The sequence below is a fragment of the Hyphomicrobium sp. MC1 genome (genome assembly GCF_000253295.1).
In the GTDB taxonomy this organism is placed as follows: domain Bacteria; phylum Pseudomonadota; class Alphaproteobacteria; order Rhizobiales; family Hyphomicrobiaceae; genus Hyphomicrobium_B.
In genome coordinates this window covers 4,634,004-4,655,513 of the sequence record NC_015717.1, presented here as the reverse complement: position 1 = coordinate 4,655,513, position 21,510 = coordinate 4,634,004, and the positions used below count along the sequence as shown (strand labels likewise).

The 21,510-nt window shown below is 59.1% G+C and carries 19 protein-coding genes; 13 read left to right on the top strand and 6 right to left on the bottom strand.

Going from position 1 to position 21,510, the window contains the following annotated elements; genetic code table 11:
* The first annotated feature begins 95 nt into the window (after positions 1–95).
* Complete coding sequence (locus HYPMC_RS22440; protein ID WP_013950449.1) at positions 96–308, top strand: hypothetical protein; 213 nt, start codon at positions 96–98, stop codon at positions 306–308.
* 61 nt (positions 309–369) lie between these two features.
* On the opposite strand, the gene HYPMC_RS22435 is transcribed toward HYPMC_RS22440, so the two are convergent.
* Entirely contained in the window at positions 370–864 is a 495-nt protein-coding gene (locus HYPMC_RS22435) for a tat pathway signal sequence (RefSeq protein WP_371199547.1), read from the bottom strand.
* 508 nt (positions 865–1,372) lie between these two features.
* Between HYPMC_RS22435 and HYPMC_RS22430 the strand changes: the two genes are divergently transcribed.
* Both HYPMC_RS22430 and HYPMC_RS22425 read left to right on the top strand, forming a co-directional pair.
* Positions 1,373–3,736 carry an ATP-binding protein gene (locus HYPMC_RS22430; protein WP_013950445.1) on the top strand — a complete coding sequence of 788 codons (2,364 nt, stop codon included), beginning with the start codon at positions 1,373–1,375 and terminating at the stop codon, positions 3,734–3,736.
* Between the two features lie 13 nt (positions 3,737–3,749).
* Positions 3,750–4,433: a response regulator transcription factor gene (locus HYPMC_RS22425; protein WP_024275077.1), complete on the top strand. Its 684-nt coding sequence runs from the start codon at positions 3,750–3,752 to the stop codon at positions 4,431–4,433.
* A gap of 32 nt (positions 4,434–4,465) precedes the next feature.
* Here HYPMC_RS22425 and HYPMC_RS22420 read toward each other — a convergent pair whose 3' ends face one another.
* Positions 4,466–4,894, bottom strand: a complete 429-nt coding sequence (locus tag HYPMC_RS22420; protein WP_013950443.1) for a response regulator — start codon at positions 4,892–4,894, stop codon at positions 4,466–4,468.
* A 224-nt stretch (positions 4,895–5,118) separates the two neighbouring features.
* Between HYPMC_RS22420 and HYPMC_RS22415 the strand changes: the two genes are divergently transcribed.
* Positions 5,119–5,847, top strand: a complete 729-nt coding sequence (locus HYPMC_RS22415; RefSeq protein ID WP_013950442.1) for a DUF1345 domain-containing protein — start codon at positions 5,119–5,121, stop codon at positions 5,845–5,847.
* Between the two features lie 15 nt (positions 5,848–5,862).
* On the opposite strand, the gene HYPMC_RS22410 is transcribed toward HYPMC_RS22415, so the two are convergent.
* Positions 5,863–6,978 (bottom strand): beta-ketoacyl-ACP synthase III, encoded by a 1,116-nt coding sequence (locus HYPMC_RS22410; RefSeq protein WP_041301194.1) that lies wholly within the window; start codon positions 6,976–6,978, stop codon positions 5,863–5,865.
* A gap of 283 nt (positions 6,979–7,261) precedes the next feature.
* On the opposite strand from HYPMC_RS22410, the gene HYPMC_RS22405 reads away from it, so the two are divergent.
* Positions 7,262–8,167 carry a carboxylesterase gene (locus tag HYPMC_RS22405; RefSeq protein WP_013950440.1) on the top strand — a complete coding sequence of 302 codons (906 nt, stop codon included), beginning with the start codon at positions 7,262–7,264 and terminating at the stop codon, positions 8,165–8,167.
* A 238-nt stretch (positions 8,168–8,405) separates the two neighbouring features.
* Here HYPMC_RS22405 and HYPMC_RS22400 read toward each other — a convergent pair whose 3' ends face one another.
* The gene (locus tag HYPMC_RS22400; RefSeq protein ID WP_041300518.1) at positions 8,406–9,233 is read right to left on the bottom strand and encodes an SDR family oxidoreductase; all 828 of its coding nucleotides are present in this window, start codon (positions 9,231–9,233) and stop codon (positions 8,406–8,408) included.
* Between the two features lie 161 nt (positions 9,234–9,394).
* The gene (locus HYPMC_RS22395; RefSeq protein WP_013950438.1) at positions 9,395–9,883 is read right to left on the bottom strand and encodes a DoxX family protein; all 489 of its coding nucleotides are present in this window, start codon (positions 9,881–9,883) and stop codon (positions 9,395–9,397) included.
* 270 nt (positions 9,884–10,153) lie between these two features.
* Here HYPMC_RS22395 and HYPMC_RS22390 point away from each other — a divergent pair, with 270 nt between their 5' ends.
* The 6 genes from HYPMC_RS22390 to HYPMC_RS22365 all read left to right on the top strand — a co-directional run bounded on the left by HYPMC_RS22390 (position 10,154) and on the right by HYPMC_RS22365 (position 15,861).
* Positions 10,154–10,411, top strand: a complete 258-nt coding sequence (locus tag HYPMC_RS22390; RefSeq protein WP_013950437.1) for a hypothetical protein — start codon at positions 10,154–10,156, stop codon at positions 10,409–10,411.
* A 96-nt stretch (positions 10,412–10,507) separates the two neighbouring features.
* Positions 10,508–10,903: a thioredoxin family protein gene (locus HYPMC_RS22385; protein WP_013950435.1), complete on the top strand. Its 396-nt coding sequence runs from the start codon at positions 10,508–10,510 to the stop codon at positions 10,901–10,903.
* A gap of 11 nt (positions 10,904–10,914) precedes the next feature.
* A complete protein-coding gene (locus HYPMC_RS22380; protein WP_013950434.1) occupies positions 10,915–11,634 on the top strand; it encodes a cytochrome c biogenesis CcdA family protein in 720 nt (239 codons plus the stop codon).
* Positions 11,635–11,652: 18 nt separating this feature from the next.
* Positions 11,653–12,531 carry a DUF692 domain-containing protein gene (locus HYPMC_RS22375; protein ID WP_013950433.1) on the top strand — a complete coding sequence of 293 codons (879 nt, stop codon included), beginning with the start codon at positions 11,653–11,655 and terminating at the stop codon, positions 12,529–12,531.
* 20 nt (positions 12,532–12,551) lie between these two features.
* A complete protein-coding gene (locus HYPMC_RS22370) occupies positions 12,552–13,385 on the top strand; it encodes a DNA-binding domain-containing protein (protein ID WP_013950432.1) in 834 nt (277 codons plus the stop codon).
* 139 nt (positions 13,386–13,524) lie between these two features.
* A complete protein-coding gene (locus HYPMC_RS22365) occupies positions 13,525–15,861 on the top strand; it encodes an ABC transporter substrate-binding protein (RefSeq protein WP_013950431.1) in 2,337 nt (778 codons plus the stop codon).
* A 3-nt stretch (positions 15,862–15,864) separates the two neighbouring features.
* Here the strand turns inward: HYPMC_RS22365 and HYPMC_RS22360 are convergent, their stop codons facing one another.
* Positions 15,865–16,788 (bottom strand): LysR family transcriptional regulator, encoded by a 924-nt coding sequence (locus HYPMC_RS22360; RefSeq protein WP_013950430.1) that lies wholly within the window; start codon positions 16,786–16,788, stop codon positions 15,865–15,867.
* A 290-nt stretch (positions 16,789–17,078) separates the two neighbouring features.
* Here HYPMC_RS22360 and HYPMC_RS22355 point away from each other — a divergent pair, with 290 nt between their 5' ends.
* The gene (locus HYPMC_RS22355) at positions 17,079–20,273 is read left to right on the top strand and encodes an efflux RND transporter permease subunit (protein ID WP_013950429.1); all 3,195 of its coding nucleotides are present in this window, start codon (positions 17,079–17,081) and stop codon (positions 20,271–20,273) included.
* Positions 20,263–21,480, top strand: coding sequence for an efflux RND transporter periplasmic adaptor subunit (locus HYPMC_RS22350; protein ID WP_013950428.1), 1,218 nt, complete (start codon positions 20,263–20,265; stop codon positions 21,478–21,480). The genes HYPMC_RS22355 and HYPMC_RS22350 overlap by 11 nt, the downstream gene beginning before the upstream one ends.
* The last annotated feature ends 30 nt before the right edge of the window (positions 21,481–21,510 follow it).

Genomic DNA, 21,510 nt, shown 5'->3' with positions numbered 1-21,510 from the left:
CACTTTTCACGGATCCAACCTATCCCGGCGATTCCGGCAGCGGCGAATTCGCACTAGTGTTGTCATCGACAACTCAGTCTGGGGGAGATCTGCTGATGATCGATTGGGCCAACAGAGAATTGTCCACCCTTGAAGGTCAGCTTGCGTTCTGGAAAGGCGGCGTGGCGCGCGTTTTCAATGGCCCGGCTTCCGATGACGAGATTACCGAAGCCGTTATCGCAACGCTCGAAAAACACGTCGCCGATTGGCGCGCCCTGATGAGCGAGCATAACATTCCCGTCCAGAAGCTGATCGATACGAACGCTTGACGCGGCGCCATCCCCTTCACGGGAAAACACCACCACGTCTGCTTCGTTTTGTGCTGGGCGCTTAGACTTGCCGCCATGTCGGCTTGGTCGGGTCTGCAAGTTCGATCTTGATCGGCCCCGTGCCGAAAACCGCGACCACGACGGGCTCTTTGATGCCTGCAGGAACGCCGTCGTAATGCATGGTTCTGGCTGTCCGCTTGACGAAACCGCCAGCCGGAACCTGGACGCAGTCCTGTGGTGCAAAATCCGAACCGCTGTTCACCCACCATGTCCCTGACAGAACCATCTGAATGCGGTCCGTCGCGTAGCTATGCGGTGCGCTGAACCAGCCTGGGTTCCACTTCATCAGAACAAGATACGGCCCCGCTTCGTTGAAATCGCCATAGAGCTTGGCCATTTCACCGCTTCCCGCCGGCAGCCCGGTCCAAGGTTCGAATTTGATGTCACCGTGCTGCAAGACGAACGTCTGCTTCGGATCGATCGGCGCGGCGTTCGCAGCTCCCGACGCAAGAGCCAAAGCCGACGACAGAAGAAAAGTGCGGCGTTCCAAAATCATGTCTCCCAATTTCACGTGCATCCCAGCCGCGATGAAGGCCGGCATATGCGAAATATAAATTGCGCACCGCGATATCCCAGTCCGGAAGGCGATCGGGCCGCAATGGCAACATTAAAGGGGATATTTCACTGGCGGCGCAAACGGATACGGGGCCCGGCTTGGGGGTAAGCCGAGCCCCGACTATTGAAGCGGCGCTTGTGGGTGGGGTGAGGGACGGCGCAGCTTCTTGACAAAGCGGACCTGCCTAACGTGAGAGACCATGCCGATAGAGCCACGGATCCGCTTGGCAAAAGTATGTGTGCGCCTCTTGAATTGGTGAGGCCACTCAGCCCGCCGAACTAAGTCAATGCAACGAAATAGGCCGAATAGCCTATGCTATTGCATAAAACCTATGCCGTCCGCCGCTGCGGTAACGCGTCCCTGTCCAGACTTTAAGAAATCCGGCCTTGATATCTTTCTGGATTAAGTTTGAGGGTACTTTCCGCTGTCGCGGAACGAGCGAGATCCGATGCGCCGTGTATCGTTGAAAGTATTGATTGCAGCCGCGATTTCGGTCGTTTCGCTTTTGCTGACGATTGCCGTGTCCTATGTCGTCGGGCACGACGCAGTGAGCCGCCTGGAGCAGGAAATCGGCCAATCTCTGGCGCTGCTCGCTGACGAAATGCAGGACAAGCTCGACCGTGCGATGTTCGAGCGTTTGCAATCTCTCGACAACATGGCGGCGCTCGGCCGTATCCTGCAAAAAACCGACGCACCGGATTCGCTGCGCACGTCTCTCGAAAGATTTCAAAGCGCCTATTCTGATTATTCCTGGATCGGCTTTGCCGATCCCAACGGTAAAATCCTGAGCGCAACGGGCGGCGAATACGAGGGTCATAACGTCAAGAACCAGCTTTGGTTCAGGCGCGGACTAAAAGACGCCTATGTCGGCGACGTCAAACTGCCCAACGCCGCCACCACACAGCGTATTCCCCACGAGGGACGCGGAGCATCGGATTTCATTGATCTTGCCGTTCCGGTTTCGGACGACAAGAAAATCATCGGTGTGCTCGGCGCAACATTGAGCGCCGACTGGGCTGAAGAAGTCCGCGACACGCTTCTCGGCAGCATGAAAGACGCGATCCCCGCTGATGTGATCGTTCTGAACGAAGAGCGCCAAGTTCTGTTCGGGCCTGACGACATCACTGGAAAAACACTCGATTTGCCGAGCATTCGCGCCGCCCGCCCAGGTCATGCCGGCTTTGCCGTCGAACGCTGGCCGGACAACCATGCTTACGTCACCGGTTTTTCGAAAAGCGACGGCTATCGCTCGTATACAGGTTTGAACTGGATCGTCCTGGTACGCGAAAACCAGCGGCAAGCCTTCGCACCCGTCCGCAGCCTCCAGCGGACGATTGTGATCACCGGCACGATCTTTGCGCTTCTTGCAGCCGCGCTTGCATGGGTCCTGGCCAGCAAACTATCGCAACCGTTGCTCCAGCTGGCCGACGTTGCCGAACGCCTGAGACGCGGCCAGAAACTCGAATTCCCGCAGGTCTCAGGCTATCAGGAAGCCCGCGTCCTCTCGCAATCGCTGCGATCCCTCGTGAAGGAATTGGACGCCCAGCGATCATCTCTCGCGGCCGCCAACCAATCGCTGGAAAGTCAGGTACGAGAACGCACACAGCGGCTCGCTGAGCAGAACATAGGCCTTGAACGAGCGAAGGCCGCCGCCGAAAGCGCGACTGAAGCCAAATCGCGCTTCCTCGCCGCTGCCAGCCATGACTTGCGCCAGCCCCTTCACGCCCTGACATTGTTCGCACGCGCCCTCTCTCGCCGTGTCAGCGGCAACGAGGCGACGACACTCGTGGCGCAAATGGAAGAAGGCCTGCGCGGCCTGAAAGGCATGTTCGATGCGCTACTGAACGTATCCCGCCTCGACGCGAAACTCATCGAGCCCACGAAAACGCCAGTTTCCATGAGCGAGCTCATCGAACGCATCTCCGTCGGATCGCGCGTCGAAGCTGAGCAAAACGGCTTGAAATTCCTGAGCCGCGGCCGCGATTGGGTAATCGAGACCGATGCTGCACTGCTCGAAACGATTATCCGCAATCTCGTCTCGAACGCGCTGAAATTTACCAAACACGGCGGCGTCATTCTTGCTGCCCGCTGCCGAGACGGACAGCGCGTCATCGATGTCTACGATACCGGCCCCGGCCTATCGGATGATCGCCGAGAACAGATCTTCGAAGAATTCTCGCGTGCTGCCCATCGCGCTTACGGCGCAAACGACGGCCTTGGCCTGGGACTGTCCATCGCGCGCCGCTACGCCGAGCTGCTGGACATGCGGATCGCCGTCTCCTCAAGACCCGGATACGGCTCGCGTTTTTCCATCGTCTTGCCGAAAAACGCCGTCGTCGAACAAATGCAGCGCCCGCCGGCGCTCACAACGCTGGAGCCCAGCATCAGCGGCATGCGGATTTTGATATTGGACGACGATCCCCTGATCGTCGCTGCACTGACGAAGGACTTGGAAGACCGGGGCAACGTTGCTTTCGGCTACCAACGCAACACCGACGCCGAGGCAGCACTCGACAACGGACTCGTCATTGACGCTGCCGTCCTTGACTTCGATTTGCGCGGCGCTGAAACCGGACTTGAATTCATCAGACGAATGGCAAAGAAATCGGGTGAAGAGATTCCAAGCATCCTGTTATCGGGCGGCACGGATTCTGCGACGCTGGCGATCCTTGCCAAAGCTGGGTTTCCGTGGCTAACGAAACCTGCCGATCCTGAGCTTATCGCAGCGACCCTCGGCGCGATCTTAAAAGCTCACATGAAGTCCAGGAACGGCTTTGATGCTGAATTCGGAGCGGAAATGAATGCCGGTTAATTCAGAGAAACTCATGACAAACAATCAGCGTGATACGGTTTTGGTGGCCGACGATCACGGACTTTACCGTTCGGGTTTCGGCTTCCTGCTGCGCGATCGCATGGGCTTTCGCTCAGTCATCGAAGCCGCAACCTTCGACGCCGCTTTGGATCGCCTGGCGGAAACACCGAACGTCGAGCTTGCTCTTTTCGATCTCGCGATGCCGGGCATTTCCGGGCCTGAGGGCTTGAGCGTCGTCAAGGAGACCTATCCCGGCATTCGCGTCGCCATCGTCTCGGGATCGGAAGAACGCAACGACGTCGTCAAAGCCGTCGCTATGGGCTTGAACGGCTACGTGCCCAAGTCACTCGCCGATGACGAAATCGTCGGTGCACTGCAGGATATCCTGGACGGCCGCGTGTTCGTGCCGCGCTTCATGACATCGGGCGCCGCAGCGGCCGCGATTTCGTCCGCAAAACAGCAGATGCGCTCTGAATCGGCCGGAACCGGAAAGGTGGGGGACCCCGGCGGTGGAGCCACCTACAAATCCATCTCACCGCGCCAACGCGATGTTCTGGACTGCGTCCGCCGGGGCCTTTCGAACAAAGAGATCGCACGTGAGTTGGACATTGCCGAAGGTACGGTGAAAATCCATCTCGCGGCTCTCTTCTCGCATTACGGTGCCCGCAATCGCACCGAACTCGCGACGCGGAGCTAACCGCGCCACGAAACATGTCGGCATCGCCGCGCTCAACTCATTGCAGAGCCGATGCGATGCATCAGCCATCGATGCAGAATATCCGGATCGAATGGCTTCCGGATGACCGGAAAGGGCGAGGCAACGGCGGCGTAATCGGCATGCCCCGTCGTAATGATGGTCGGCACAGCATGGCCGATCGTAGCTGCGATCGCCTGCGCATCACGAATGCCGCGCATCTGCCCATCAATCTCGATATCGGTGATGATTGCCGCCACTTTGCCCAGCCGATGGCCGAGTGTCCGCACAGCTTCACGCGAAGAACGCGCAGCTACGCAAGAATACCCCCAATCGTCGATCAGCATCGTCAGTGCCATGGACGACCGGTAATCATCCTCTATAACGACGATCAACGGCCGCGCGCAAACATCAGATGCCAGCGAAGCGCAATCGACTGCCATCTCCCGCGTGGGGGTGGTCATCGAAGAGCCTCCTCATTTTTTGCCTGTCCTACAAAGCAATGTGAGGCTCTTTGCCAATGCGTCGCCATTCAGCATGAGGCTATAGGCCGCTCGACATAGGGAAATTTTCAATGCGTAGAAATCGTTGGTAGTTCCCAGCCAGCTCCATGGTGGCCGTCGCAAAACATGTTTAAATCGCGGATCCAGGGTAAGGCCTGAAGGACATATGAGCGTGAGCGCGAGACATGGCCAACACATTAAAAGCCGACCCACTGCCGAAGCCGACACGTCGCACTCGCTGGTACAATCCACGTTCGATCGGTCGTTCGATCGTTTTACGACCGCGCGTCGTAATCGGCGCCCTCGTAACAGTTACAGCGCTGTTTCTACTGCCGCCGTCTTTCCGTGGCTCGGTGCGCGAAGCGCTCGCCTGGTGCGCCGGTGGCAGCGCCTACCTCGCCATGGCTTTCTATGTCATGCAAGGATGTCACTCCGACAAAATCCGCACACGGGCCGCGCGCCAGGACGATAGCGGCGTCGTTATCCTTGTTATTGTGCTGATGGCCATGTTCTCAAGCTTCGCAGCGATCTTCGGATTGCTCGTCGAGGCCAAAGCAGCATCCAACGAAGGTAAGCTGTTCTTTGCAGCCCTCGCCGCGGCGACCATCGTCATCTCATGGCTCGTGACGCAGGTCTCTTTCACGATGCATTATGCGCATGAGTATTATGCGCCGGACCACTTCATCGATAAGTCCGACGCCGAGAACTCTCTGACGTTTCCGGGGGACACAAGACCTGACTATTGGGACTTCTTCTATTTCGCGACCTCATTCGGCGCCGCATCGCAGACGTCGGATGTCGTCATCAACAGCAAGTCCATGCGCCGCCTGACGACGCTGCACGCCATCGTCTCATTCTTTTTCAATACGATGGTTCTCGCCCTGACAATCAATCTCGCCGCGAGTCTGGCTTGATCGAAAGCGCCGCACTTACCGCTTGCGAACGAACACGGTCCCTGCGGAATAGCCGGCGCCGAATGAGCAGATCAACCCTGTCTCGCCCACCGCGAAGTCGCTGTTCGCTTTATGGAAGGCGATGATCGAGCCAGCCGAGCTGGTATTCGCAAACTCATCCAGAATGATGACGTTCTCTTGCGGTGTCGGCACGCGGTCCAGAACTTTCCGGCCAATCATATCGTTCATATTGATGTTGGCCTGATGCAGCCATAGCCGCTTCAGTCCTGTCGGATCGACGCCCAGATCCGCAGCATGCGCGATGATCATATCGATCACCATCGGCACGACTTCGCGAAAAACCTTGCGGCCTTCCTGCACGAACAATTTGTCGGCGGCGCCGATACCTTCCGGCGCACAGCGATTGAGAAAGCCGAAATTGTTTCGGATATTATTCGAAAACTGCGTCTTGAGACGTGTGCCGAGAACAGACCAGCCGCCATCCGCTAGCGTTTCGTCGGTGACAACGATGGCCGTCGCCACGTCGCCGAAGATGAAATGGCTGTCCCGATCGCAAAAATTGAGGTGCCCCGAGCAGATTTCCGGATTGACGACGAGCACGACCTTTGCCGAACCGCTGGATATAAAGTCGGCCGCCGTCTTGATACCGAACGTCGCCGACGAGCAGGCGACATTCATGTCGAAGGCAAAGCCTGACACCCCAAGCGCATTCTGCACTTCGATCGCGATGGCCGGATAAGGCCTCTGCATATTCGAAGCCGCACAAATGACCGCTCCGATATCGCGGACATCGCCGCCCCAGCGAGCCAACGCATCCCGAGCCGCAAGAACGGCCATCTCGGCAAGCAGGGAAAGCGCGTCGTTCGAGCGCTCAGGGATTGCCGGGCACATCACCTTAGGATCGAGAATACCAGTCTTGTCGACGACGTGCCTCGATTTAATGCCGGAGGCTTTCTCGATAAAATCAGCCGACGACGGAAGCAGCGGCGTGAGCTTGCCCGCCGCGATGTCGGCCGCATGGTCCGCGTTGAAAGCTGCGACATAATCATTGAAGGCGGCCACGAGTTCGTTGTTCGAAATGCTGTCCGGCGGCACGTAAAGGCCCGTCGCAGCGATGACTGGTTGGCTCACGTTCGTTTCCAATGGCACTCCAGGACGCGCGTTGATCCGCACGCCTCTTATAAGTTATGGCGCGCTCGGTGCTGGCAACCGAGCGTCCGCTTGCGAGCGCTTCCCATAGCGCAGCTTGATGCGCTCGCCAATCTCGGCCACTAGCTCCCCTCGGCCCGAATGTTCCGCAGGGAACTCAGCGAACAAAATCAAGGCTTAGCACCCATGCGCCTGTTGCAGACGGAACAGCCGTTTGGCATCAGCGAACCTAAAGCTCGTCTCCAGTCCAACGGGAGACGACGCCATGTCCGCAGCCATCTCACCACTTCCGACGACGCCACCCCACGAAACCACCCCGACAAAAACCACGTTTCGGATCGCAGGCGGCCGTACGGGCGTACTGCTGATTCACGGCCTCTGTGGCACCCCTGCTGAAATGCGCTTCGTCGCCCTTGGTCTCGCCCGCGCCGGCTACACCGTACACTGCCCGACACTCGCCGGACACGGCGGCACGCGCGCCGATATCGTCGCAACGACGTGGCGCGATTGGCTTCGCAGCGCCGAATCCGCCCTCGAAGAGCTGCGCCGGGAATGTGAGACTGTTATCGTTGGCGGGCTCTGCCTTGGCAGCATCATTGCGCTACATCTCGCGGCAGACCATCCGGAAAAAGTGCAAGGCGTCGCGCTTTTCTCGCCGACGTTTCAGGTGAACGGCTGGGCAATGCCCTGGTACAGCCGATTGTTCTCGCTCGTGCGCAGCCGCCGCATCGCCAACATGATGCAATTTCCCGACGCCGAGTCTCTCGGCATCAAATGCCCCCGCGTTCGCGATTTCGTCCGCGCTGCTCTTGCAGCGTCCGACGGCTCAGCCCTCGGCACTGTTGGAACGCCGGGTGCCGCACTCTACGAACACCGCCGCCTCGTATCGGCTGTGAAAAAAAGAATTGGAAAAATTTGTCAGCCTGCGTTGATCGTGCATTCCCGCGAAGACGACTACGCCGATCTCAAAAATGCGACGTACCTTCAGACGGCTCTGCATGGCGCCCCCGAACTTCTCGTCCTCGACGATAGCTACCACATGGTCACGCTCGACCGGCAGCGTCATCTCGTGGTGGAAAAAACACGCGCCTTCATCGCACGCATCATGGCGGATCAGGCAGCCGGCGCAGGTGAAAGCAACTCAGTTCCTCTGCCCACCAAAGCCGCATAGTAAAATGACGCAAGACGCCAGCAAAACGCGAAACTATCGCTGCGCTGACATCACGACAAATACATCGCGGCCACGCACCGGACATATCGAACTCGAAGGAGCCCGTGCCATCCGCTTAGCGTAGCCGCGTGGGAAACTCCGAATACGCGAAACCTCATTCCGGAGCCCTTATCACCGTAGACGGAAATGGTTGCCATAATGCAAACATCGACAATTATCGTAAAAACGCGCTCCGATCTTAACGCCCGTTTAAGGTATCGGGACGGCGCAACAGCCAATACATCATCGGCACGGTGAGCATGTGAGGCAGAAGCCTCAACGCCACGTAGAAAAACAGATTGGGAATTCCCGGCACGATGACGCGGTTGCCCCACATGAAACCGCGATACGCACTGCGCGCCACGCCTTCAGGTGACATCGGTGGCAGGACATATCGATAAAGCGATCTCTCGGCACCCATCTCTTCATGAAACGCCGTATTCACCGGCCCCGGCAGCAGCGCGCTCATACGCACGCCCTGCCCGGCGATTTCACTCGCGATCGCTTCCGTCAGCGAAACGACATAGGCTTTGCTGGCATAATAAGCAGCTTGGTTGGGACCTGGAATGCTCGCCCCGAGCGAAGCGATATTCAGCACGCCTCCTTGCCCCCGCGCGAGCATTTCGGGAAGCGCCGAGCGCGTCAGTCGCGTCACGGTCTCAACATTGAGAGCGACGAGCTTCGATAGTTCTGCTTCCGACTGATCGACGAATGGCCCCGCGAGGCCTAAGCCTGCATTGTTCACCAAAACATCGAGATAGAAACCGGAACGAGCGAGCGTGGACGAAATCACGTTCATCGCGCTGGCTTCGCCGACGTCGCACAAGATCACCACGACATCCGCACCCGTCGCGGCTTTAAGCGCGGCGGAGGCTTCCTCCAGGCCAACTGCATTCCGCGCCACAATCGCTGTGTTGTGTCCGGCCTCGAGAAACCGCTGCGCGAGAGCAAGACCGATGCCGCGCGATCCCCCCGTAACGACGACAGCGGGCTCAAGGCCCGCCACCTCTTCTCGTGATTTGAGCATCTCCGCCCGTCTGCGCGAATGACGCCACGGCAACAGCCGCGTGTACCAGGGGGGCGACGTGTTGTGCATAGTCTGGATACGCTCCGCTGACGGCTCTCCCGACGCCAGCGAAACTACGGAATGCCCCGGCGCCTCGCAAGGCCGCGAGCCGCAGGAGTCCCTCAGGTTGTCCGCACCGACGGCGACAGCACGTTGCGATCGTCCTTCGGTTGCAGCCTCTGCAGAAGATAGTCGAGAGAGATCGGTCCCGGCCCCGCAACGGCCAACCAGCCAAACAGCGCCATGTATGACATCTCTTCAAACCCCGCGAGCGTTTCGAAAGAATCGACCTGATCCAGTTTGGCGCTGATGATCGCGACGATCATGACGACCACGAGCGGAACGGCAGCGATCCGCGTAAAGAGCCCGAGCAGAAGAAAGAGGCCGCCGAAAAATTCCACGCCCGAAACGAATGGCGTCATGATCTCCGGAAACGGGATTCCCCATGACGCAAAATTTGCCGTTATTTGCGGCAGCGCATGCAGCTTCTCCCAGCCGCTCCACATGAAGACCCATCCCACCACGATGCGCGCAAAGAGCGGCGGCAACCATAAGAAGACCCGAGAGAGCTTCTCCGGAACGGAGATCAACCAGTGCGTGAGAAATTTCATCGGTTTTGCCTTCAGTTGGAGGACGAGGCGGGATTTCCCGCGCGACTGAAAGGCACTTACGAGCCGCCTCGCTTGCTGGTTACAGCCAATCCGGAATAATTTGGCGCGTCGCTAGTGCACCCATTGTCGTGCGCAAGGACGGGGGCCTCAATTTTTTTTCCAAATCCGGAAACATCCCCCGCAGGGCAGCCGTAACCACCCTCGTGACCAGGTTTCGGCCCGGCACAAACGACAGCGTGGAAACACAATACCTTCCAAAGGGAAAACACCATGAAGATCAGTGTAAAGTCTGGTTCGGCCCTCGCAGCCGCAGCAGCATCTCTCATGCTCGCGAATGCCGTTGTCTCGACGGTTGCGTATGCCGATGAAGCCATGGGCCACTGCGTCGGCGCCAACGCCTGCAAGGGTCAGAGCGCTTGCAAGAGCGCGACGAACGCTTGCAAAGGCCAGAACGCCTGCAAGGGTCAGGGCTTCACCGAGACGACCAAGGAAGGCTGCACGACCGGCCATTTCGAACCGGCGAAGTAAACACGCGAAGGTAAAAAACGCCGCCTCCAGCGCGGCGTTTTTTATCTCGCTGAGACGATCCTCCAAACCACATGACTATGAGAACGAGGCCGATAGATGTCGCTCAGATATTTTGCGCAGGCTGCCTTGGCGCTGGCTATGATGACGCTGACTGCGGCCGGCGCGGCAGCAGCCGAGCGCAAGACTTTCGATGAAAAAGATTTCGCCGCCGCACAGGCACAGGGCAAGCCGATCCTCATCGATATCTCGGCGACATGGTGCCCGACGTGTCAGGCGCAAAAGCCCATTATCCAAAAGCTGTCCGCCGAGCCGCAGTATAAGAACCTCAAGATTTTCGACGTCGATTTCGACACCCGCAAGGATGTTTTGCGAAAGTTCGGCGCTCAGGTTCAAAGCACGCTGATCGTTTTCAAGGGTGACAAGGAAACGGGCCGCTCCGTCGGCGCCACCAGTGAAAGCGCGATCGACGGCTTGATGCGCAAGGCCCTCTGAGGACGGTTCCGATGCTCGTATCCTTCGCCTTGGCCTTCGTCGCCGGTGTTCTATCCGTCCTGTCGCCGTGCGTTCTGCCCCTCGTCCCGATCGTGATGGCGACCGCGGCGTCGGCCCATCGCCATGGGCCGTTCGCATTGGCAGCAGGCGTTGCGATTTCCTTCGTCGCGATCAGCCTGTTCGTCGCGACCGTCGGTTTCGCGATCGGCCTGGACGGCACCTTCTTCCGTTTCATTGCCGCTTCGCTTTTGATCGTGATCGGCGCCGTTCTGGTGATCCCCGTCCTGCAGCAACGGTTCGCCGTTGCCGCCGGACCGATCTCGAACTGGGCGGATCAAACACTTGGCGGCTACGCTGGTCCCGGCATTCTTGGTCAGTTCGGCGTGGGTCTCGTTCTCGGCGCCGTCTGGAGCCCATGCGTCGGCCCGACGCTCGGCGCCGCCTCGCTGCTCGCGGCTCAGGGCAAGGACCTTGGCCAGGTCACTATCACGATGCTCGCATTCGGCTTTGGCGCCGTCGTTCCGCTACTCGTCTTGGGCGCGTTGTCGCGTGAAATCCTCAATCGCTGGCGGGACACGCTCGCCTCCGCGGGCTCAGGCGGGAAATATGTTCTGGGCGGCGTCCTCATTCTAACTGGCCTCGCCATCCTGACGGGTTTTGATAAGACACTCGAAGCCCAGATCGTCGCTGCGTCCCCGGCCTGGCTGACGGCGCTGACCACCAGGTTCTAGGACAAAAGGATTTTTGTCATGCTCGGTGCAACGAAAGCAAAAGTCGCTGCCGATCTAAGGCCCGCGCCCGAGGGCAAGCCACGATACCTTGGCTACGGTCTTGGACTGCGGTCCCAGCACTATGCCGACATCCTGAATGGCGACCCCGACCTCGACTGGTTCGAGGTAATTTCGGAAAACTACATGGTGCCGGGCGGCCAACCGCTGAAAATTCTCGATCAAATCCGCGCCCGCTATCCGATCGTCATGCACGGCGTTTCGCTGTCGATCGCATCCACTGCGCCGTTCGACCCCAACTACCTGAAGCAGCTCAAAGCCCTCGCCGATCGTACCGAGCCGGTATTCGTCTCCGATCATCTCTGCTGGACGGGCGTGCACGGCGTGAACCTGCATGACCTGCTACCGTTTCCGTATACGCGCGAAGCCCTCGACCACGTCGTAGCACGCATTCAGCACGTGCAGGACTATCTCAAACGGCCGCTGGCGCTTGAAAACGTCTCGTCCTACGTCCAGTTTCGAAACTCCGAGATGCCTGAATGGGAATTCATCGCCGAGATGACGAAACGGACCGGCTGCTGGCTCGTCTTCGACGTCAACAACGTCTACGTCAGCGCCTTTAATCACGAATACGATCCGTATGAGTTCATGGCCGGAATTCCCGCCGATCGCGTCGTGCAGTTTCATCTGGCGGGCCATGAGCACAACATGACCCACATTATCGACACCCACGATGCGCTCGTGTGCGACGAGGTTTGGACACTCTATAAGGCGGCACTCGAGCGTTTCGGCCCCGTCTCGACGATCATCGAACGCGATGACGACATTCCCCCACTCGACGTAATGCTGGAAGAACTCGGCAAGGCGCGCCTTCTTGCCGAAGACGTATTCTCTGCATAGCGGGAGCGATCGACATCCTCATGCCGCCAACCATCGCTCCAGAGAAACCAGCCGAACGCGTCGAGCACGCACCTGCGCCGACGCTCAGCGAAATGCAGGCCGCATTCCAGCAGGCGGTCATGCACGGCGACGACACGGTGCTGAACGAACTCCTGGATAATTCGCGCACGAACCGCAATGTCCTGTTCGGCGTCTATCGCCACGCTTACGCTGCACGTCTTATTGAAGTGCTCCGCAACGATCATCCGCTGTTGCACGCCTATCTGGGCGATGACGCCTTCATCGAGATCGCCAAGGCCTACGTGGCGGCCTGCCCCTCACGAAACCAGAATGCGCGCTGGTTTTCTCATCGCCTGCCAGAGTTTCTTTCGGAAACGCACCCAGATGCTCCTCAGCTCGGAGAGTTCGCGGCTCTCGAACGTGCGCTGAACGATGCGTTCGATGCTCCCGACGCTGAGCCGCTCGCGCTATCGGATCTCGCCGCAGTCCCGCCCGAACAGTGGTCGGACCTCGTCTTCAGCGCCCACCCGTCCACCTGTCGCCTCGCCTTGACCAGCAACGCGCACGCTCTGTGGATAGCGCTGAAAAATGACGAGACACCACCTCCGGTTGAGCTTCGCGTGCGGCCGGAAAGCGTCATCGTCTGGCGTCACGAGACGACGCCCAAAGTCCGCCGCATGCCCGACGAAGAAGCCATGATGTGGACCGAAGCGATGAATGGCGTTCCGTTCGGCGGCTTGTGCGAACTCGTCGCCGTCTACGACGACCCTGATACCGCGTCCTTGCGGGCCGCCCAACATCTACAGGGCTGGATCCTGTCCGGCCTCCTCGCGAAATCTCCGCGCGAAGATTAATTTCACCGGAATACGGCAAACGACCCTGAAGCCGCCTAATCCAAACCAAATTCTTTCGTTCTCTGGCCCGGACTTATAGAGGTCTCACGGGCACGAAACGTTTGAAATGCGGGGAGCCGGACGTCCGGAAGATATCCGGATGTTCCGATCTTATAAAATCGGGGTGGGCGACGTGACATTTGCGGGGTTGGGACTTTACGTGCGCGCATTGGGACAGCGGCCACTGCAGCGCCTGGCTGGCATCATCGCGCTATTGCTTGTTCTGTGCGTCGGTCCCAGCACCGCGCCGGCAGCAGTGCAAGCCATCGATGACGCCGACGCCGCCCAGCGGCCGCCGGTTGCCGTGCCGATTTTCTTTTCATCAAACACTGACGATTGCTACAGCAGCGGCATCGTCACCGCGATCAAACGCATAGCAACGCTCGCGCAGAACTATATCAACCGTACCGGGGGCATCGCCGGACGAAAGCTCATCGTCTCCCTTTACGATGACAAAGGCGACACGCAGCGCGCCACCGCAAATCTTGCCGAAGCCATCTCTGATCCTCAAACCGTCGGCATGGTTGGCATGACGAACGCAACGCGCGCCAAGGCAGCGCTCGACGCCGACGGAAAGGCTCTGAGCGCCAGCGGCATTCCGTTTTTGTCGGACATCTCGGTCACAAGCCTCATCGCCAACTACCCTTCCGTCTTCACGACGCGTCCGTCGGAAGACGAAGAGCGGATGCCGATCATCACTGCATTCATCAAGGAAATGAAATACACGAAGGTCGCGTTCGTGGGCCTCGACGGGAACGTCTTCAGTGCGAACCTCGGAGATTCGGTGAAGAAGTTTCTTGGCGATGATGCTGTCGTTTCAGATCGCCGCCTCAAGCTCACCGATGACAAGCTCAACCCAGCCGATATCGCCGCAACCGTCGAAGAGCTGAAGGCCAAATCGCCGGAGCTGGTTTTCCTTTCGGTCGGCGGCAAACGCCTGAAAGATGTTTTCAGCCAACTCAAGGCCGCCGGTTACACGCCGCCCCTCTTCGTCACCGGACGCGCCGAAATGCTGACAGCCAAAGGCAACGGCAGCTATCCCAACGACATCTATTTGATGGCGTTCGATGGATTTCCCGACGTCTACAGTGAACGCCTCCGCGACCTGCTGTTGACGTCGATCCATCCGGAGTATTGGGTCTTCGAAGGCGCAAAGAACGACGCTGCACCCGGTTGGAAGGACGGCACCTGTAAAGTTCGCGACGACGACCTCCCGCCTAATCCGCTTGAAGATGACAACATACGCGCCCTGCAAACGGCGATGCGCTACGCCGACATGATCCGGCTCATCGCCGAGGCTGCGCGCTCAGCGCCTGCGGCAGCCAACGTCTCCGATCTCCGCGAATTCATCGTCAATGAAATCGGCACGACGTATGCTGCCGGTAAGGACGTTTTCAAAGGCAGGTTTGGCAACTGGTCGTTTAGGCCGGCATCGCGGGCTGCAGCGCGGGCGCCTCTGATCGTCATGTTGCCACGCGGTCTCGGGCATGCCCAACTGGCCCCGTTCCAGTTTCTGCGTCTGCGGACCAACACGATGAAGCGGATAGATACGCTGTACGCCGACATCGACCTTATTCACGCCGACCAGATCGACGACAACAATCAGACGTTCCTCGCCGATTTCTATATTTCGATGAATGACCGCAACGGCGCTTCGATCGACCAGATCGAATTTTCGAACGCCTATCTCGATCCGGGCTCGAACAATCGTGAGATCACAATTCAGCCCATTCATGACGGCGGGAAGAGCGACGCCTACCCGGACCACATGAAAATCTATCAGGTGACGGGCAAGTTCCTCTACTCACCGAATTTGCGGAACTACCCGTTCGACACCCAGCGCTTTTCAATCGACATTCAGCCCAAGCACGGCAATGCCGCGTTCATCGTCCAGCCGCCGCCGACGAGCCTGCGCGACAAGTCAGTCACCGTCGACGGCTGGGACCCGAAAGATAAGTACGTCGGCTATGACGAGGATTTTGTCCGCACCGTCGATGCTCAAACGCTGGAACCAAGCGTCGTCCCATTCTACAAGGCGAGCTTCGTCTGGCTGATGAAACGGCAAACGACCGACTATGTTCTCCGCGTCGTCGTTCCGCTGGGCTTCATTCTGTTCATCGCCTATCTGTCGATCTTCATTTCGACGCATCACTTCGAGGCGATCGTGACGATCCAGGTGACAGCACTTCTCTCGGCCGTCGCGCTTTATCTGGCGTTACCGAAGCTCGACGCCAATATCGAAACCCTCTCCGACCGATTGTTCCTATTCACGTACCTCGTGTTAAGCGTCATCATCGCCATCACCATCGCGCGTGTGAACAGACGCATCGAACCAATCGGCTGGCTCAAGAAAGGCTTAGCATTCCTGCACATCACCCTTATCCCGGTGATGACGGCAGCCATGGCCTACTATGTGTATCAGGCGAGCATCGCCTGATGCTCAGGCCGCGATGGCGTCTGAGCGAATTTTTTCGACGAGCTTTGTAAAAGCGGCGACGGCCGGGTTGCGCGTCTGCGCAGCCCCTGCCCGCCCGCTGCATGCCGCGACGAGATCCCAGGCGATATGGGGCTTTTTCAAAGTCACGACGCCAAGCTTCGGCGACTTCGCCGCCGCGATGCGCGCACAAGCAAACGTCTTGGGAACCAAGGCGATCCCAAAACCATAAGCGACAAGATCGAGCAGCACCTGGATGTCACCGACTTCAAGCACCGACCTGCGTGAAACGTTGGTGCTCGCAAACGCCCGATCGACGATCTTGCGCGTCCCCTTGTCCGGCTGAAAATCGACGAATGTTTCCTCCGCCAGACTTTCAAGCGGCACGTTCTCACGCCCCGCGATCGGGTGCCCCATCGGGTGAACAACAACCAGATGATCCGACGCAATCGGAATGGTGACGATCTCGCGACTCTTCTCGTAGAGCGGAAAAAACCCGATATCGACGCTGCCGTCCTTGACCGACTCCATCAGCTTGGTCGCCGTGCCGTGACAAAGCTTGATTTCGACGCTCGGATGCTGGGCATGAAATTCGCCGAGGAGCTGCGGCAGATCGAAGAAGGCATGAAGACTGCCGCACGTCCCGACGCTGAGCGTCCCCCGCTCCAGGCCATTGATTGCAGCAACGGCCCGCCGCGCCTCCTTGATCCCGGCAATGATCTCCTGCGCCTTCTCGTAAAGCACGCGGCCCGCGACGGTCAGCTCGACCTTGCGGGTGGTCCGCACGAACAGCGGCGCTCCCATCTCCTGTTCCAGCGCGCGGATCGACGCAGACAGCCCAGACTGAACAATGTTCACTTTACGTGCAGCGCGCGTAAAATGCTGTTCGTCCGCGGCCGCCACGAAATGTTCGAGCTGTCTGAGATCCATGGTTCAGCACCATCCACGATTAATCGCTATTAAGAAATAATAGCATCCCAACATACTATTGGACAGATGGCTGGCAATCCCCCAAATCTTAAACCCGGCGTTTGATCGGGCGTCGCCGTGGGGGAGTGGAGTGGCGTCCCGAAGAAAGCGATCCAACCGCGTGACGTGCGGTTTCGTCGCGAGCAGATTTTACGATCTTACAGACGGAAGCCGTCCGGTCCGACAGTTAAAGGCCGGGGCGACAGCTGGGCTCCACCGGTCGGAGCCAGCGATGTGGAGAATTCGGAACTATGGCTGCACTCGTACGAATCGCGTTGCGGTTGCCGTACACGTTCGTGGTGCTCGCACTGCTCATTCTTCTGACGGGCGGGCTGGCCGCGCTCCGCACACCGATCGACATCTTTCCGGATATTCGCATCCCGGTCATTGCTACTGTTTGGCAATATACGGGTCTTCCGCCGGATCAATTGTCCGGACGCATGGTGACGCCCTTCCAGCGCGCGCTCACGACGACCGTCAACGACATCGATCACATCGAGGCGAATTCCTATAACGGCATCGGCGTCGTCAAAATCTTCTTTCACCCGTCGGTCGATATCAGCGTCGCCAATGCGCAGGTGACGGCGATCTCGCAGACGATGCTGCGCCAGATGCCGCCGGGCACCAACCCGCCGCTCATCCTGAACTACAGCGCTTCGACAGTGCCGATCGTGCAGCTTGCCCTTGGCGGCGACGGCCTGACCGAGCAGCGCCTTTTCGATCTCGGCATGAACCAGGTTCGCATCCGTCTGGTGACGGTGCCGGGCGCCGCCATCCCGTTTCCCTATGGCGGCAAGACGCGCCAGATTCAAATCGACCTCGATAACGCGCTGCTGCATGCGAAGGGCCTTTCGGCGCAAGACGTGCAAGCCGCTCTGGCGGCGCAAAACCTGATCAATCCGGCCGGCACGCAGAAAATCGGCGCGACCGAATACGTGATGCAGCTCAATAACGCGCCGTCCGCACTTAAAGATCTGGGCGACCTGCCGATCAAAACCGTCAACGGCGCGATGGTCTACATCCGTGACGTCGCCCACATCCGCGACGGCAATCCGCCGCAACAAAATATCGTGCACGTCGACGGCAATCGCTCAGTGTTGCTAACCGTTTTGAAGAACGGCGCGATTTCCACGCTCGATATTATCCAGGGCATCAAGGACAAGGTAAATGAAATCAAGCCGGGCCTGCCAGACGCGCTGACCTTTTCCTACCTTGGCGATCAATCGGTGTTCGTACGCGGCGCCGTCACAAACGTTATCCACGAAGGTGTTCTTGCCGCCGTTTTGACGAGCATCATGATCCTGCTGTTTCTCGGCAGTATCCGTTCCACGATCATCATCGCGACGTCCATTCCGCTCGCTGTCCTTTCGTCCATCGCCATGTTGTCCGCGCTTGGCGAAACGTTGAACATCATGACGCTCGGCGGCCTCGCACTCGCCGTCGGCATTCTGGTCGACGAAGCGACCGTGACGATCGAAAACATCAACTATCATCTGGAACAGGGAAAAGACGTCGAAACGGCCATTCTCGACGGCGCCGATCAGATCGCGACACCCGCTTTCGTGTCGATGCTTTGTATCTGTATCGTCTTCGTCCCGATGTTCTTCCTCGAAGGCATCGCGCGATTCCTGTTCGTCCCGATGGCCGAAGCGGTCATGTTCGCGATGGTCTCATCTTTCATTCTATCGCGAACACTTGTGCCGACGATGGCCAAGTACCTCCTCAAACCGCATGATCACAACGCGCACGAAAGGCCGACGCGCAATCCCTTTGTCCTCATTCAGCGCGGCTTCGAACATGGCTTCGAAAAATTCCGCGGGGCCTATCACGGCCTTTTGGAGGGCGCGCTCGCACATCGCGTGATCGTTCTGATCGTTTCGTTCGGCTTCATTGGGTCGTCATTCTTGCTGGCCCCGTATTTGGGCAGGAATTTCTTCCCGGCGGTCGATGCCGGCCAGATCCTGATGCATGTTCGCCTCCCGATCGGAACGCGTGTCGAGGAAAGCGCCCATGAATTCGCAAAAGTCCAGGACGCCATTCGCGACATCATCCCCCCCGATCAGATCGAGGTGATGGTCGACAACATCGGCATGCCCATCAGCGGCATCAATACGACCTATAACAACACCGGCATGATCGGCCCTCAGGATGGTGACATCCAGATCGCGCTGAAAGAGGGCCACGGGCCGACAGCCGAATACGTGAAGCAGCTCCGCAGCGGCCTGCCGAAGGAGTTTCCGGGCGCCACGTTCTCGTTCCTGCCGGCCGACATCGTTAGCCAAATTCTGAACTTCGGTGCGCCCACACCGATCGATCTTCAGATCCGAGGCAAGGATCTCGACGGCGCGTTTGACTATGCGCAGAAAATCTTAAGGCAAATTAAGATGATCCCAGGCGTCGCCGACGCCCGAATTCAGCAATCGCGCCGCAATCCGGGCTTCGACGTCGATGTCGATCGCTCCCGTGCGCAATATGTCGGTGTGACCGAGCGCGACGTGACTGAGAGCCTCGGGGCGAGCCTTGCCGGAACGGGGCAGGAAAACCCTGCCTACTGGCTCAACCCGAAGAATGGCGTCCAGTATCCGATCGTCATTCAGACCCCGCAGTACAAGCTTGATACGCTGACGTCGCTGCAAAATCTGCCGATCACCTCCTCAAATGACAACGCCGCGCCCCAGATCCTTGGCGCCGTTGCGAATTTCAAACGCTCTGTCACGAATGCGGTCGTATCGCAGTACGACATCCAGCCCATGGTTCAGATTTTGACGACAACCGAGGGCCGTGACCTGGGAGCCGTCGCGAGCGACATCCAGAAAGTTCTCGACGCCACCAAGAGCGAGCTGCCCAAGGGCGCAACCGCGGTCATGCTGGGCCAGGTCAAGACGATGAATAGCGCCTATGCCGGAATGTTGTTCGGCCTACTGGGCGCCATCGTGCTTATATACCTGCTGATCGTGGTCAACTTCCAATCGTGGGGCGACCCGCTGGTGATCATCATGGCGCTTCCCGCTGCTCTGGTCGGCATCATCTGGATGTTGTTCCTCACCGGAACGACACTCTCGGTGCCTGCCCTCACCGGCGCGATCATGTGTATGGGCGTCGCGACCGCGAACGCCGTGCTTGTCGTGAGCTTTGCCCGCGAACGGTTGGCCGACCACGGCGACCCGATCCTCGCCGCTCTGGAATCCGGCTTCGTCCGTATCCGCCCCGTCTTGATGACCGCGCTCGCGATGGTCATCGGCATGGCGCCGATGGCGCTCGGACTGGGCGAAGGCGGCGAACAGAATGCGCCGCTCGGCCGTGCCGTCATTGGCGGCCTCATCTTTGCGACGGCCGCGACCCTCTTCATCGTACCGATCATATTTAGCCTGATGCACAAACGCCGGACGTCAAACGCGTCATCGCCGCAAGGCGGCGCCATCCCTGGAGAATTCCATGCTGCCTGAAACGCCCGCGGAGCCGCGCCAGCGCTCACGCTGGAAGATGCCCTTGGCGGCGGTCATCTTCATCGGGGGCGCGGCGTTTCTCGCCTTCATGGGAATTGAGAGCCGCGAGCAAAGCGTCGCGCAGCTGAAGACGAAGGCCGCCGAACGTGCCGTGCCGACCGTCGCTGCCGCCGCGCCCGCGGTCGAGCAGAGCATCGGCGTCCTCGATCTTCCAGGCCGTCTGGACGCCTATTACCAGGCGGCTCTCTTCGCACGCGTCAACGGCTACGTCGCCAGCCGCAACGCCGATATCGGCACGCGCGTGAAGACTGGCGACGTCCTTGCGACGATCGATGCTCCCGATCTCGATCAACAGCTCTCGCAGGCCGAATCCGATCTGGTCAACGCCAAGGCCAACGCCGCGCTCGCCAAAGTCACGAACGCGCGTTACCAGGCGCTTCTGCCGAGCAACTACGTTACCCATCAGGCGGCGGACGAAAAGAAAGCCGACCTCGATGCCAAGAACGCGCTCGTGAAGTCGGAGCAGGCAAACGTCGATCGGCTCAAGGCGCTAACGGAATATAAGCGCATCGTCGCGCCCTTCGATGGCATCGTAACGGTGCGCAACACTGATGTCGGCAACCTCATCAACACCGGCAGCGCGACGGGCTCAGAGATGTTCGTCGTCGCCGACGTGCACAAGCTGCGCCTCTACGTCAACGTACCCCAGGCTTATGTCCCGATGATCCCAACCGGAACCGTCGGCATCCTGACCGTGCCCGAGCGTCCAGGCAAAACATACGAGGCCAAGGTCGAAGCCTCGTCCGGCGCCGTCGATGCGGCTTCCGGCACAACCCGCATGCAGCTCATCGTCGATAACGCGGCGGGAGAATTGATGCCGGGCGCCTACGCCAACGTCCGCCTGAAAGTCGGCAGCAAGCACAACGTCCTGGTCGTTCCATCAAGCGCCATCATCTTCGACAAGGAGGGTCTGCGCGTCGCAACGGTCGGAACTGACGACAAGGTGAACCTGAAGTCCATCACCATCGGCCGCGACCGCGGCGCCACCGTCGAGATTGCGTCCGGCCTCGCACCTGAAGACCGTGTGATCGAAAGTCCGCCGGACGGCATCGACGACGGCGATAAAGTCAACGTCAAGGAAAAGCCCAATCCGGCGAACGCCCCCTCGACGTCGAACACATCCGCGCCATCGAACAAAAAAGGCTGACGCTTAAAGCTCCGGCGATCCTCGGGAACA

Bases quoted from the DNA above. Each gene is read 5' to 3' on its own strand.
- HYPMC_RS22355 (WP_013950429.1), top strand. From the start codon at position 17,079: ATGGCTGCACTCGTACGAATCGCGTTGCGGTTGCCGTACACGTTCGTG.
- HYPMC_RS22375 (WP_013950433.1), top strand. From the start codon at position 11,653: ATGCTCGGTGCAACGAAAGCAAAAGTCGCTGCCGATCTAAGGCCCGCG.
- HYPMC_RS22440 (WP_013950449.1), top strand. From the start codon at position 96: ATGATCGATTGGGCCAACAGAGAATTGTCCACCCTTGAAGGTCAGCTT.
- HYPMC_RS22420 (WP_013950443.1), bottom strand. From the start codon at position 4,894: ATGACCACCCCCACGCGGGAGATGGCAGTCGATTGCGCTTCGCTGGCA.
- HYPMC_RS22365 (WP_013950431.1), top strand. From the start codon at position 13,525: ATGTTCCGATCTTATAAAATCGGGGTGGGCGACGTGACATTTGCGGGG.
- HYPMC_RS22400 (WP_041300518.1), bottom strand. From the start codon at position 9,233: ATGCTCAAATCACGAGAAGAGGTGGCGGGCCTTGAGCCCGCTGTCGTC.
- HYPMC_RS22360 (WP_013950430.1), bottom strand. From the start codon at position 16,788: ATGGATCTCAGACAGCTCGAACATTTCGTGGCGGCCGCGGACGAACAG.
- HYPMC_RS22435 (WP_371199547.1), bottom strand. From the start codon at position 864: ATGATTTTGGAACGCCGCACTTTTCTTCTGTCGTCGGCTTTGGCTCTT.
- HYPMC_RS22425 (WP_024275077.1), top strand. From the start codon at position 3,750: ATGACAAACAATCAGCGTGATACGGTTTTGGTGGCCGACGATCACGGA.
- HYPMC_RS22380 (WP_013950434.1), top strand. From the start codon at position 10,915: ATGCTCGTATCCTTCGCCTTGGCCTTCGTCGCCGGTGTTCTATCCGTC.
- HYPMC_RS22390 (WP_013950437.1), top strand. From the start codon at position 10,154: ATGAAGATCAGTGTAAAGTCTGGTTCGGCCCTCGCAGCCGCAGCAGCA.
- HYPMC_RS22370 (WP_013950432.1), top strand. From the start codon at position 12,552: ATGCCGCCAACCATCGCTCCAGAGAAACCAGCCGAACGCGTCGAGCAC.
- HYPMC_RS22395 (WP_013950438.1), bottom strand. From the start codon at position 9,883: ATGAAATTTCTCACGCACTGGTTGATCTCCGTTCCGGAGAAGCTCTCT.
- HYPMC_RS22405 (WP_013950440.1), top strand. From the start codon at position 7,262: ATGTCCGCAGCCATCTCACCACTTCCGACGACGCCACCCCACGAAACC.
- HYPMC_RS22415 (WP_013950442.1), top strand. From the start codon at position 5,119: ATGGCCAACACATTAAAAGCCGACCCACTGCCGAAGCCGACACGTCGC.
- HYPMC_RS22430 (WP_013950445.1), top strand. From the start codon at position 1,373: ATGCGCCGTGTATCGTTGAAAGTATTGATTGCAGCCGCGATTTCGGTC.
- HYPMC_RS22385 (WP_013950435.1), top strand. From the start codon at position 10,508: ATGTCGCTCAGATATTTTGCGCAGGCTGCCTTGGCGCTGGCTATGATG.
- HYPMC_RS22350 (WP_013950428.1), top strand. From the start codon at position 20,263: ATGCTGCCTGAAACGCCCGCGGAGCCGCGCCAGCGCTCACGCTGGAAG.